The following is a 12908-nucleotide window of genomic DNA, read 5'->3' on the forward strand; positions in this document are numbered from 1 at the left end:
ACGGAAAAGCCTCTGGTTTACGCACGTTGTAGAGACCGTACATGAACGGTATCTACATAGATACAATTTATACAAAAAAACAGATTTTTTACTTATATCAATGCAATGCTGGTAGCTCAAAAATGAAAACATACCCATTATTTTTTCATTGCTACAATGCCGTACATCAAGGGTATATTTGGTATATTTTCGAGGGAAAACCATCTTCTTCCTGGTTCTTCTCTCATGTTTTCAAAAGGTTTCCAACCATTTGAGTAAGGATATTCTTTAAAAGTAACCAGTATTAATCCAGCTTGCAATAATGCTGTTATTATTTCGCCAATTCCCCACTGAAATTCGTGTGAACGATATAGGTTGCGAAAATTTTGTACTCCTGCTTGATAATTATCAGGCGCCAAACCCGTGTTAGACTCAGCAACATAATCACTAACACCATCAACACATGTCAGTGGTTCTCCATTTTGGAAGTAAGGAAACTTGTGGCTCCAATCAATATCAAACATCATTGCTACAGGGTGGAATTCCATCATAATCAAGCGTCCACCTTGTTTAAGAACAGAAGCAATCCTATACGCCCAAAGATTTAAATCAGATAGCCAACAAATTGCACCATAAGAAGAGAATACAATATCATACTCAGTTTTGTTTGCAGTTTTTTCTAACCAATCAAATACATCTGCTCTTTCAAAACCCACATTAATACCAGAATCCTGCGCCAATTTCTGAGCAAAATCTATTGCTTCATCACTAATATCTACACCAGTTACATTGGCGCCTAAGCGAGCTAGTGATAATGTATCTTGTCCAGCGTTACATTGAAGATGAACCACAGATAAATCAGCAATATCTCCTAATAATTCTACTTCTTCAGGAAACAAAGTGCTACCACCTTCAAGGAAAAACTTTGCTTGATTACCTTTATGACTGTTATGAGCTTTTGTAGCTTCGTTCCAAGATAAACGATTTTCCTCATGAAGTTCTTTTCTAAAAGGAGAATTAGCCATAATTGATATTTACTTCACTGTTTGCCCTTCTGAATCACAAATGTATTGTAATGCGTTATTCATAGCAGCCAACATAACTTATTATATTGCTAATAACCGCAAAAGTTTTTATGAGCTATTTGCGCTCGCACTTCCTTTTTAGATGCCCTTACGCTGGGTTTCAATACGGCTCGCGCGCTAATCCAGCAATTAAAGTACGAGTAACAAATTCTGATAATGCTTGAATATCCTGAGCTTGAGTAACTGGTAATCGCCCATCAATTAGCAACATTGCTAACCCATGCACCGTTGACCAAGCAACCCACCCTAGTTGCATTGTATCTCCTGCTCTCACAGCAAGGGCAGATTGCCCTGCTTCAATAGCATTAAACAATACCTGAAACGCCTGCCATCCTGCCTGCGCGCGTTCTGGATGAGATGCTTGCTCTCCCTGATAACTACCAAACATCACCCTGTAATGAGATGGATGAGCTACAGCAAACTGTACATATGCTACTCCAGTTGCTTCTAAACGTTTCAGGGGTTCATCCGGCGCCTGCTCTATCCCCCTATTCATTGCTTCTGTTAAGCCAATAAATCCTTCTTCTGCGACTGCTGCTAATAAGCTCTCCTTATCCTGAAAGTGTCGGTAAGGCGCCGCATGGGACACTCCCACCCTTCGCGCAACTTCCCGCAGCGACAAACTACTTACATCCTGTTCTGCAATCAGTGAGATGGCGCCATCAATTAACGCCTGTCGTAAATCTCCATGATGATACGCAGTTTTCTCAGCCATACTCTCCTTTCTTCTTAGCCCTTAATAAAAGTTTACACTTGCTTTGTTTACACTGTCAACATGTTTAGTTATTATTATGTTGACGATGTAAACATTCAAGGAGAATAGTTATGCAAGCTAAATCAATTGAGGATTCCGCTTACGACTTGATATTGATTGGTTCTGGTATGGGCGTCCTCACAGTTGCCAGCTTGATGGCACAACTACGGGGCAAACGAGTGTTGGTGTTAGAACGTCATTTTAAAGCAGGTGGTTTTACCCATGATTTCAAGAGACAGCAATTTCATTGGGATGTAGGAATTCATTACATTGGGCAGATGAATGAAGGCTCGTTGATGCGTCAACTGTTTGACTTGGTTACACAAAAGGGTGTGCAATGGAATAAGATGCCAGAGCCGTTTGAGCGGTTCGTCTACCCAGAATTGACGTTTGATTTGTATGGTGATCCAAGACGCTTTCAAGATGATTTGATACGAGTATTCCCAAAGGAAAAACGAGCGATTCAGCAATATTTCCGAGATTTGCAAAAAGCTGCTGCTGCTTTATTTCTGCACAATATACGTATAAATGGCAACTGGATATTTAAGACGATAGGACATCTAGGCAAATTATGGAGCGGTATTAAATTAGACTTGACGACACAGGAATATTTCGATAAGCATTTCACAAATCCCCAATTAAAAGCATTGCTAGTTTCGCAATGGGGTGACTATGGTTTGCCTCCTTCTCAAAGTCCATTCGCAGTTCATGCCACCATTGCAATGCACTATTTAAATGGAGCTTATTATCCTGTCGGAGGCGCCGGGAAAATCGGCCAGAGTGTAAAAGATATTGTAGAAAAAAACGGCGGGCAATTCTTGTTAAATCGGGAAGTTACCCAGATTTTAATTGAAAAAGGTCGAGCGGTTGGGGTGAAGGTTCGCAAGGTAAATGCCTCAAAAGTGACTAAAGAGACTTACTATGCTCCAGTGATAGTTTCTAATACAGGCGCCGCAACTACCTACCTTAAACTAATTCCAGCAAATTATCCCATTCCATTTAGGGAGCCATTACGGCAGTTTGTTCAAAAGCATTCATCAATTACAAACGTAACGTTGTATTTAGGTTTAGCAGATGACTCAAGAAAGCTTGGTTTTCGGGGCGAAAATCACTGGATTTATGAGAATATTGACCACAATGTCACTTATAAACGGCGCCTTCATTGGATATGGGATAATCAACCTCCACAATCCTATTTATCTTTTCCATCACTAAAAGACCCTAACGCAACAGCACACACTGCTGAAATTGTTGCCTGGGTAGATTATGACGCATTTACAAAGTGGAAAACTCAAACCTGGCTGCATCGAGACACAGATTATCAGCAATTAAAAGAACGTATTAGCCAAGCATTGATTCAGCAAATAGAAAAACACTATCCTGGCTTTGCCAATTTAGTTGCATATTACGAACTTTCAACTCCTCTAACTAATGAACATTTCACTGGACATAACAAAGGTGGAATTTATGGTTTGCCTGCCATTCCAGAACGGTTTGCACCCCAAAATGCTGCTTGGACAAAAGCTGAAACCCCTGTTTTTGGACTTTACCTGACAGGCGCCGACTTGTATATGGGTGGTATTGTTTCTGCAATGTTGGCTGGAATTACAACTGTAAGTTGTCTCCCTGATGGCATCTCGATACCACAAGCATTTGCAACAGCAGCAAAGCAGCTTTGATAAGATTATGTAGCCAGATTGTTGCAATTTTGAGAATGATTATACTACTATTAACAAATTCTCAGGCAACTAAAAGATTTTACGTACAACACTTTATAAGGTTGTAACTATATGTCAATAGATAGTTTACTTTGCACTATTCCCGGAGAAAACACGCCTTTACCAGTTTTTGAGAAGATTGTGCGATTACTGAAGGGTGGTGTTTCTTATGGTTGTAGTAATCCTGCACATTTTGCGGAACACACCGACCCTCATTTTAAAATTGCGATTCCGTTTGAAGGAGCATCGATTCATACTACTTGGCAAACAGCATCAGGACAACGTAAACAAAATCATGTTAGGCAAGGTCATGTTTCTATTCTTCCAGCAAACTTACCTCATGAGACAACTTTAGAAAATCGGTTAGAAATGATTATTGTAAATTTAGAAGCATCGTTAATTGAAGAAGTCGCTGAGGAATTAGTTGGAACTGTTGAAATTATTGAAAATTGGACTGCGCGCGATGTATTGATTCGTCAATTAGGCTTAGAACTGCGGCAAGAATTTCAACATGGTTCACCAAGGCTCTTGTATGTAGAATCAGCCGTTAATATTTTAGCAACACATTTAGTTAGACATTATTCAGCTAATCGCGCTGATATCAATGATTTACACCAAAGACTTTCAGCGCAGAAGCTAAAACAGGCAACTGATTATATAAGCGAACACCTGGAAGAAAATATAACCCTTGCTGAACTAGCTTTTGTAGTACAAATGAGTCAATATCGTTTTGCGCGCGCATTCAAGCTATCTACGGGATACTCACCACATCAATATTTAATGCAGCAACGTATCGAGCGAGCGAAACATCTTCTTAGTCAAACTAAAATACCAATTGTAGAAATTAGCTACAAGCTAGGTTTTTCCAGTCAAAGCCATTTTACTTCAGCATTTCATCGCTTAGTTGGAGTGACACCAAAAAATTATCGAAGTAAATTGTAATTTTTTTGATATGGGCAAGTTTTTGATAAAGCGGCAAGAATTTAAAAGACTGGTGAGTAATGAAACAAATATTCTGAAGTAAATCACAACATCATTCTTGCAAAAACTATGGATTTCAATAAAGTTGCTTTTCTCCCAGAAGCCGAACAATACCACGAGACGGCGGCGCATCTTGTCCCAGGTTATGCATCGTTGTATGAAATTGCTGGCTGCTATCTTAGTTTAAATATACCTGATAATGCCAATATATTAATTGTCGGCGCCGGGGGTGGGATGGAGATTAAAACTCTTGCCAAATTTTCCCCCACATGGCAGATGACAGGCGTTGACCCATCGTCAAAGATGCTTGAAGCTGCAAAATTCTGGGTAGAACACGCCAATGTCACAAATCAAGTTAAATTGATTGAAGGCTTGATATCAGATGTATCAAATGAGACTTTATTTGATGCAGTTACGTGTATTTTAGTAATGCATTTCCTTGATGAAGCAAAAAAAATACAGCTTTTACAAGATATTTATACCAAACTTAAGCCCAATGGGATTTTAGTTTTAGCAGACATGTCTATATCTAAAAACACAGAAGAATTTGACATATTTATTAATCTTTATTGTCAACATGCTAAATTTAAGGGAGAGTCTGAGGAAAAGCTTCAACAACTTCTAGATGCATTAAATACTTCGACTTTCCCAATTTCAGGAGAAAAAGAAGCCGAATTAATCACAAAAGCTGGATTTACAAAACCAATAATGTTCTTTTCTTCACTTTGGTTTAAAGCTTGGTTTGCTAGTAAAGTGGTAAGTTAACACAAAGGACATAGGCGCCTATAATAATTATAAGTATAAATACTGATGTCAAGGCTAATACTAACACCAACAATATAGGCGCCGCGCATCATTTATAAAATCCGCACGTCTTAGAGACGCGATGTTCCTCGCGTCTCTACATGGATATAATTTTTTATAAATCATGTAAGACTGTTATAGTATCTAAAAACTTATGTAAGATCGCCGATGTTTCATGCCGGCGCCAAATCATTGCCAATTCGACTTGTGGAGTTTCTTCTGCCAAATCTTTATATATTACTCCAACTCGTTGAATATTTTGCATAGAAGAGGGAACTATCGCAACTCCTAACTCTGCTGCGACTAAGCTAACGATTGTTTGCATTTGCACTGCTTCTTGTGCTACTTGAGGACTGAAACCTGCTTTTTGGCATATGGTGATAATTTGATCATAAAAGCCCGAACCCAAATGACGTGGAGATAAAATAAATGGTTCATCTGCAAGCATTTTTAGAGATACTTTTGTTTCTTGAGCTAGGAAATGAGATTCTGGTAACGCTACAATAAATGATTCTTTTAGTACTGATTCCATTATTAGTTCCTCATCGTTCACGGGGGGACGAACAAAACCAAGATGAATTCGTTTCTCGTGTAAAGCTTGGACTGTTTCTGCTGTTGTCATTTCATGCAGGGTGAGAAGAATGCGCGGAAATCGTTTGCGAAAAGCTTTTAAAGCGTCTGGAAGAATACTGTAAGTTGCAGAGCCTACAAAACCTAATATTAAACGACCTACTTCTCCTTCATAAGCCCGTTGAACAATTTGAACTGCTTGATCTGCTTGTGTAAGAATTTGACGAGCTTCTTCTAAAAATAATTGCCCTACTTCTGTTAATTTAACACTGCGTTTTGTGCGATGAAAAAGCTCGACACCTAACTCATCTTCTAATTGGCGTATCTGATAACTGAGCGGTGGTTGAGCCATTTGTAATTTTTCTGCGGCTCGACCAAAATGTAGTTCTTCTGCCACTGTTACAAAGTACCGTAAATGCCGAAGTTCCATCTGATTTATTCTTATATCCTAAAATATTTCATTTTAATACTTTTTAAGTATTATTCTAAGACAAAAATTATATTGGACATATTTATCGAAAGTTTTTACTCTAGGAAATAAGGCTGCGCGTTTACCAATGTCCACACGTAAACAAATAATAATTGTAATTTTTATTACTGAAACCCTTTATATTGGAGAAAACAAATGAACTCAGACAAAAATCGTATTGCTCCTAAAGTTTGGTTGATTACAGGATGTTCAACAGGGTTTGGGCAAGCTCTAGCAGAAGCTGTTTTGAAGAAGGGCGACTACCTGCTTGCTACTGCTCGCAAACCAGAGCAACTTCGCGCTTTGATTGAGCAATATCCAGAGACCGCAAAGGCTGTACGTCTAGATGTAACGTTATCCCAAGACATACAAGCAGCGGTTGATACAGCAATCGCCACATTTGGTCGAATTGATGTGCTGGTCAACAATGCTGGTCATGGACTAATTGCCGCACTCGAAGAAGTCAGTGATGTTGATATTCACCAATATTTTGAAACCAACTTCTTTGGGGCACTCCGTCTGATGCGAACTGTCTTGCCTGTGATGCGTCAGCAAGGCAGCGGTCACATTGTAAATATGTCATCCACAGCAGGATTAGTGGGATTTGGTGGAAGCAGCCTCTACTGTGGCGCTAAATTTGCCCTGGAAGGTACGTCTGAAGCCTTGGCTAAGGAGGTTGAAGCCTTTGGAGTTAAAGTTACTTTAATTGAACCTGGGGCATTCCGCACAGATTTTAACGGACGCTCTCTAGCAGCAGCCCAACAATGCATTGATGCCTATGCGACCGTGAGCGGTGCTTCATTGCAGTGGTTCAAACAGATGGATGGTAAGCAACCCGGCAATCCACGATTAGCGGCGCAAGCCATCATTCAAGCTGTGGAAAGTCCTCATCCACCGATGCGACTGGCATTAGGCGCCGATGCCATGAGCCTAATTCAGGAAAAATTGGAATGGCTCAAAACGGATTTGGATGCTTGGCAGCAGGTTACTATAAGTACGGATTATACAGATAGTAATAACTGAGGTAATCGTTGGGTAGCTAAAAGCCTTACAAAGTCCCCCGAATTCGTGCGAGATTTAGGGGGATCTATTTTAACTTATATATCAAAACCTACGCAGTATTTACAGCTGAGGTACCTAAGCATAGCTAGGTTAAGTTCATCTGCACGAAAATTCATCAGTAATTACAGATTACGACCAGGCGTGTTGTAATTTTTTGATATTATCATATGCAGTGCTTATAATATAATATGATGAATAAGTAAGACAAAATAGTAAGACCAAGGAGGTATACCTTTGGCTAAGAAAGTAACAATTACACTTGATGAAGATATTTTGGCTTTTATAGATAAGCGTGCTGCTAATAATGAAGAAACTTCTAACCGTAGTAGGTATATCAACGATGTTTTGAGTCAACATCGTCGTAAAGTTTTAGAAGCAGAGATAATTGCAGCGCTTACCGAAGATGCTAATGATCCAGAGTACCAGAAAGAAATCGCACTTTGGGATTGTGTCGCCTCTGATGGAATTGAATAATGCCCAAAGGTAACTTAACTTATCGACGTGGAGAAATACGTTTTTGTAAACTTGACCCAACAGTGGGTACAGAATTGCAAAAAACACGCTCTTGCCTAATTGTTCAGAACGATATAATGAATCAGCACGGTTCATTAACAATCATAATGCCATTTAGACCAGGAAGCAAAAAGGCGCCTTACATTGTTAATGTTGTAGCATCTGCTATGAATGGTTTAGACCAAGACCGTTACATTGATGTTGGACAAATTCGTAGTATTGATAATAGCCGAGTTCTTGGCTTAGTAGGAGTGTTGGAAGAAGAATATTGGGAATCGATTCGTACTGCATTAAATATAGTACTTGAATTTTCTTGATAGATTAATTATGCTCAACAGTAGAGAGTAATAAAAGATGTATTAAAAAACGCTAAACCATCCAATATATAGAGGCAAGTGCGTAAAAAATATTGAGGCGGCAGCAAACAAAAACGAACTCAGTACTAATAGCTCTCGTTTGTACGCCGCATTTGAATTGTTATGCCGCAAGCGCATCAATCCTCAGCAGATTGCTTGCTGCTCCAAAAAAGTTGAAGCGCTGACTCATCAAGTATGTAAGCTGACTCACTATCACGAATCACCCGTTTACCAAGCCTAGGAAAAACGCCAACATCTAAGCGTCCTGCTTCTCCACCTATCAGGTATACAAGGTCTTCATTGAAGGGATTACGAAGGTGATGGGGTTGTTGGGGTAGCCCAAATCCCATGAAGTCTCCTGATTCAACTTCGTATTCTATATCTCCAATTTCCGCAATACCTCGACCTGACAAGATGTAAACCCATTCCTCTTCATTTTGGTGAGCGTGATAAATGAAAGATTCCTTGCCCGGAGGCACACGAGCAATCGTTACACCAATGCGTTTAAGACCGACAGCACGCCCAAGAAACCGTAAATAAATTTCTGAATTAGGATTAAGCGGATGATGAAACTCAAACGCATCCATTGAATTAATCTCAGATGCTTTCAGCAAAGAATGTTGTTCATCAGTCATTTTGATGTCCTCCTATTAAGTTGGCAAATATTCTGACCTTATTACTGTATGCTTTATTTCTCTAACGTATCATATTTCTGTTTTCGTCATGTACCTTTTATTTGACTGTTTGACTTTTGTAATCCAATTCTGATAAGTATTCAAAATTTCTGAGTAGGGGAGAGTTGTTTCTGATACAAGTTGCAATAGTGACTTCGAGAAGCGTTTAGGAAAAAGTTGATGCAAAATTTGAGCAGACCGTAGTCTAATGAAAAACTCGAAAAACAGTAGTTTATCAGACATAGGGAAAGCATTATCACTTAGCTCAACTAAAGCATGAGCATCTGGTTTACGACGTAGGGTAAATTGTGCAAGTGCTTCTGCCCAATTATCTGAATACTCATTAAGTAAAGTATTAAAAATTACTACATCTTCAAATGCCGCATTACAACCTTGACCCAAGGAAGGAGAAGTTGCATGAGCCGCATCGCCAATCAGCAGTACGCTATCACTATAGTGATAATGACTACAGCGAATTGTTAAAATATTTGAAATTGGACGATTCAGAAACGCTTCTGCCTCTTCTAATGATAAAAGCTGACTTATTTCTGGAAAATTATATCGAAAAAATTGGACAACATCCTCTGTGGTAGAAAAATTTGCTATAGCGTTATTTTTGCGTGGAAAGTTAATAGTTCCACTGATTGTTCCATCTCGTAGAGGTACCAGTGTTGCTGCAATACCGTTGCCTGCTCTCCAAGTATGGATGTAACCTGGTTGTAAAGATGGTGGTTCGTCAGTCGTCAAAAAAATTGATTTATAAGCATAGGGAATATATTTTTGCTCAAACTCAAATAGGTCTTGTGAAAGAAACTTCTCTCTAACCCGTGATTTTGATCCATCGGCGCCAATCAACAAGTTATAATTAGCACAAACTTCTGCTGTAGATGCCACATTTTCAAATGTTACAATATTAGCCTCAAAATCCAGAAGCTTGCATCGATGGTCAAAATGAATATTGAGACGACTACTATCATATTTTTTAGTCAGTGTTTCAAGCAAAGTAATTACTAAATGAGTGCGGTCAAGAATGTAAATTGGTTTTTCCCTTGGTAGAACGCGCGTTTTAGCGTCTTTCAGATGAATCATCGAACCAACACTTTCTACACTCGTTGCCTTAAGTGCTTCAAAAACACCTTCAATATTGCTTAAAGCTTCGATTCCTCGTTGGTTAATTACGACGGGATAGCTTCTGGATTTTGAGAATGAAACCGTTCGCGGGTCACTACGACGTTCATAAATATCAATTTGATATGAATCACGACCTAACAAATAATGAGCCAAAAGTAGTCCAACTGGACCTGCACCTACAATTACAACTTTCTTGTTCATAACTAATTATCGTTTTGTTATAGTTTTGCAATATTTATCAGTACAACATTTGTACGTAGATGAATAAATTTTACTCCTCAGTACTTAGTCCTCCTATCAAGACGTTAGGTCTATTTATTTAATGGGTAGAGGTTTAATGAAATTATGCATTTGTCAGGTTGTTGCCATTTTGATAATGATAATATATTACTACTGACGCTTAGGTAACTAAAAGATTTTACATCCAACACTGTATGAGGTTGTAAGCACATGTCAATCGATAGCCTACTTTGCACTATTCCCGGAGAAAATACACCTTTGCCAGTTTTTGAAAAGATTGTGCGATTACCTTCAGGTGGTGTTTCTTACGCTTGCAGCAATCCTGGGCATTTTGCAGAACACACCGACCCTCATTTTAAAATTGCTATTCCGTTTGAAGGAGCATCGATTCATACTACTTGGCAAACAGCATCGGGACAACGTAAACAAGATCAAAACAAAGTGTGTATTCCAGAGTCAAGGATAAATTTAAAAGTTTAGTAGGAACACTGAAGAGCAATCATTAATTTAATGGATGCTTTTGGACAAATCTACTTAGTCGCATCAATCACGAAAACGGTAACTGCCAACAAATAAAATTTGCTTAGTTCAAAAGATTAAATTCTGTTTGTAGTCGCAAAAAGCTTTCCAACCATTTCCGCGCGCGATGCAACGTCAAGTTTACGAAACATTCTTTTTAAAGCTTGCTTGACGGAATTTTCTTGAATCCATAGCTTGGCGCCAATTTCTGCATTAGTTAATCCTTGTGATACTAATTCTGCAATTTGAACTTCGCGCGCTGTTAGTTTGTTTATTGCTATATAATTTGATGGATTATAATTTTTTGTTTCTAATTGTTTTGTTGTAAGCCAGGTTGACAAATGTAAACTCATAGCTGTCAAATCAGCAATATTTCTAGAATCAAAAGGAGAGTCTTCGCGATTACGTGTAAAACCAACACCTCCAATTAAATGACCATTGCTAATAATTGGCCCTGCCATAACATGCCCGTGGTCGCCGCGCGGGCATATATTATTCCATGCTCCAGGTGGTAACAACAATTCTTCGTGAACTGGTGCGTGATTCTCAACCAAGTAGCGTAAAACAGGGTTATGTTCTACAGATAAAGCTAATTTGATAATCTTAGGAGTATTCTTATTAATTAAAGGCATTTCGCTCAAGAAAAATAAACTTGAACGTTTTGCTGCAAAATATTGACCTGCTCTTATTTTGACGTACTGCTTTAACTCATACTCGTCGCTGGCATTTTGAATCTCAGCTAGTAAAGACTGCAACGTATTAGGTGCCATAGGTCAAACTTTGTACACTTTCGAGGACTAGGCAAGGTTTATTAGTCAACACTATATTAGCTTTAACTCACCAATCTTACAACTTTCCATCTCAGCACAACTTTAGATATGACTATTAATCTTACTAGTAACGTCCAGACTACTAACTGGCGCCAGTTTGGTTTTTATGCTATGGCTTTACTTTTGAATCTTTGCTTAGTTGCCCAAGTCTTAACTGTTGGACTTGCATACTTTTACAACCCTGAGTGGTGGAATATACATGTCTTTCTAGTGCATGAATATAGTGTACTGGTGCCAATCATGCTTTTGTGGGTCTTTATCAGCCCTTTCCCCCAACGAGTGCGGAAACTAGTAATAAGTACTTTAGTACTTCTAGGACTACAATTTATAACTATCCACCTGAAGTCACCTCAAGGAGAAAACTAATGTCTGAATACGCTCACCCTGAAGTTCTTATTGATACGCAATGGTTAGAAGATAATCTCAACAATCCCAATGTTCGCATTGTGGAAGTAGATGCTAGTCCAGACCCATATAAAGATGCTCATATTCCCGGCGCCATCTTTTGGAATTACATGACTGATTTACTACAGCCAAACTTCAGTATGAATTTAGAAACAAGTAATATAGAGAAATTACTTTCACACTCAGGTATTACAAATGACACAACTATAGTTGCTTATGGCAGTTACCCTGGAACGGGCGCCTGGATATTTTGGCTATTAAAATTATTTGGACACAAAGATGTGCGCGTTCTTAACGGTGGACATCAAAAATGGGTAGCATCCGGGCGCCCTGTCACCAAAGATTTGTCAACTTTCACACCAACTCAGTACCGCGCAACTGCTCCTGATAATAGCTTAAGGGTTTTTTATGAAGAGGTTCAGTCATCAATTGATAAAAAAGAACGAGTATTATTAGATGTGCGTACACTTCAAGAATTTAAGGGTGAAGTTTATATGATGAAACCACCTGAAGGAACAGAGCGTGCAGGACATATTCCAGGTGCTGTGCATATCGAGCATATACAAACCTTGAATGAAGACGGAACTTTTAAATCCTTCGATGAACTGCAAAGTATTTTTACAAGTAAGGGAGTTACATCTGATAAAGAAATATTTCCTTACTGTGCCATTGGTGGACGTTCTGCATACGCTTGGTTTGTTCTGAAATATTTACTGGGTTTCAAGAACGTTCGTAATTTTGATGGTTCATGGAATGAGTGGAGCCAACATTCTAATAATACTATTGATGTAGATGTATAAATCTTGTAGGACAAGCAA

General features: G+C 38.8%; 15 protein-coding genes. 9 read left to right on the forward strand and 6 right to left on the reverse strand.

The window, feature by feature from the left end; translation table 11 throughout:
• Positions 1 to 137 precede the first annotated feature (137 nt).
• Both DSM106972_RS42475 and DSM106972_RS42480 read right to left on the reverse strand, forming a co-directional pair.
• On the reverse strand, positions 138 to 1004 hold the full coding sequence (locus DSM106972_RS42475; protein ID WP_127086361.1) for a class I SAM-dependent methyltransferase: 867 nt from the start codon (positions 1002 to 1004) through the stop codon (positions 138 to 140).
• Positions 1005 to 1164: 160 nt separating this feature from the next.
• Positions 1165 to 1779: a TetR/AcrR family transcriptional regulator gene (locus DSM106972_RS42480; protein ID WP_127086362.1), complete on the reverse strand. Its 615-nt coding sequence runs from the start codon at positions 1777 to 1779 to the stop codon at positions 1165 to 1167.
• Positions 1780 to 1889: 110 nt separating this feature from the next.
• Here DSM106972_RS42480 and DSM106972_RS42485 point away from each other — a divergent pair, with 110 nt between their 5' ends.
• The 3 genes from DSM106972_RS42485 to DSM106972_RS42495 all read left to right on the forward strand — a co-directional run bounded on the left by DSM106972_RS42485 (position 1890) and on the right by DSM106972_RS42495 (position 5282).
• Complete coding sequence (locus DSM106972_RS42485; RefSeq protein WP_127086363.1) at positions 1890 to 3497, forward strand: phytoene desaturase family protein; 1608 nt, start codon at positions 1890 to 1892, stop codon at positions 3495 to 3497.
• 111 nt (positions 3498 to 3608) lie between these two features.
• Complete coding sequence (locus DSM106972_RS42490; RefSeq protein ID WP_127086364.1) at positions 3609 to 4478, forward strand: AraC family transcriptional regulator; 870 nt, start codon at positions 3609 to 3611, stop codon at positions 4476 to 4478.
• Positions 4479 to 4586: 108 nt separating this feature from the next.
• Complete coding sequence (locus DSM106972_RS42495; protein WP_127086365.1) at positions 4587 to 5282, forward strand: class I SAM-dependent methyltransferase; 696 nt, start codon at positions 4587 to 4589, stop codon at positions 5280 to 5282.
• A gap of 154 nt (positions 5283 to 5436) precedes the next feature.
• Here DSM106972_RS42495 and DSM106972_RS42500 read toward each other — a convergent pair whose 3' ends face one another.
• Entirely contained in the window at positions 5437 to 6321 is an 885-nt protein-coding gene (locus DSM106972_RS42500) for a LysR family transcriptional regulator (RefSeq protein WP_127086366.1), read from the reverse strand.
• A gap of 195 nt (positions 6322 to 6516) precedes the next feature.
• Between DSM106972_RS42500 and DSM106972_RS42505 the strand changes: the two genes are divergently transcribed.
• The 3 genes from DSM106972_RS42505 (at position 6517) to DSM106972_RS42515 (ending at position 8252) form a co-directional block, all read left to right on the forward strand.
• A complete protein-coding gene (locus tag DSM106972_RS42505) occupies positions 6517 to 7383 on the forward strand; it encodes an oxidoreductase (protein ID WP_127086367.1) in 867 nt (288 codons plus the stop codon).
• A gap of 273 nt (positions 7384 to 7656) precedes the next feature.
• Positions 7657 to 7896, forward strand: a complete 240-nt coding sequence (mazE, locus tag DSM106972_RS42510; RefSeq protein WP_127086368.1) for a type II toxin-antitoxin system MazE family antitoxin — start codon at positions 7657 to 7659, stop codon at positions 7894 to 7896.
• Entirely contained in the window at positions 7896 to 8252 is a 357-nt protein-coding gene (locus tag DSM106972_RS42515; protein WP_127086369.1) for a type II toxin-antitoxin system PemK/MazF family toxin, read from the forward strand. Before mazE ends, DSM106972_RS42515 begins: the two co-directional genes overlap by 1 nt.
• A 176-nt stretch (positions 8253 to 8428) precedes the next feature.
• Here the strand turns inward: DSM106972_RS42515 and DSM106972_RS42520 are convergent, their stop codons facing one another.
• Positions 8429 to 8926 (reverse strand): cupin domain-containing protein, encoded by a 498-nt coding sequence (locus DSM106972_RS42520; RefSeq protein WP_127086370.1) that lies wholly within the window; start codon positions 8924 to 8926, stop codon positions 8429 to 8431.
• 69 nt (positions 8927 to 8995) lie between these two features.
• Complete coding sequence (locus DSM106972_RS42525) at positions 8996 to 10297, reverse strand: FAD-dependent oxidoreductase (RefSeq protein WP_127086371.1); 1302 nt, start codon at positions 10295 to 10297, stop codon at positions 8996 to 8998.
• A 249-nt stretch (positions 10298 to 10546) separates the two neighbouring features.
• Here DSM106972_RS42525 and DSM106972_RS42530 point away from each other — a divergent pair, with 249 nt between their 5' ends.
• On the forward strand, positions 10547 to 10816 hold the full coding sequence (locus DSM106972_RS42530) for a hypothetical protein (RefSeq protein WP_127086372.1): 270 nt from the start codon (positions 10547 to 10549) through the stop codon (positions 10814 to 10816).
• A gap of 116 nt (positions 10817 to 10932) precedes the next feature.
• Here DSM106972_RS42530 and DSM106972_RS42535 read toward each other — a convergent pair whose 3' ends face one another.
• Positions 10933 to 11625 (reverse strand): LuxR C-terminal-related transcriptional regulator, encoded by a 693-nt coding sequence (locus DSM106972_RS42535; RefSeq protein WP_127086373.1) that lies wholly within the window; start codon positions 11623 to 11625, stop codon positions 10933 to 10935.
• Between the two features lie 108 nt (positions 11626 to 11733).
• On the opposite strand from DSM106972_RS42535, the gene DSM106972_RS42540 reads away from it, so the two are divergent.
• Both DSM106972_RS42540 and DSM106972_RS42545 read left to right on the forward strand, forming a co-directional pair.
• On the forward strand, positions 11734 to 12051 hold the full coding sequence (locus tag DSM106972_RS42540) for a DUF6220 domain-containing protein (RefSeq protein ID WP_127086374.1): 318 nt from the start codon (positions 11734 to 11736) through the stop codon (positions 12049 to 12051).
• A complete protein-coding gene (locus tag DSM106972_RS42545) occupies positions 12051 to 12890 on the forward strand; it encodes a sulfurtransferase (RefSeq protein WP_127086375.1) in 840 nt (279 codons plus the stop codon). Before DSM106972_RS42540 ends, DSM106972_RS42545 begins: the two co-directional genes overlap by 1 nt.
• Positions 12891 to 12908 lie beyond the last annotated feature (18 nt).

Origin of the sequence: Dulcicalothrix desertica PCC 7102 (genome assembly GCF_003991905.1) — a bacterium.
Classification (GTDB): Bacteria; Cyanobacteriota; Cyanobacteriia; order Cyanobacteriales; family Nostocaceae; genus Dulcicalothrix; species Dulcicalothrix desertica.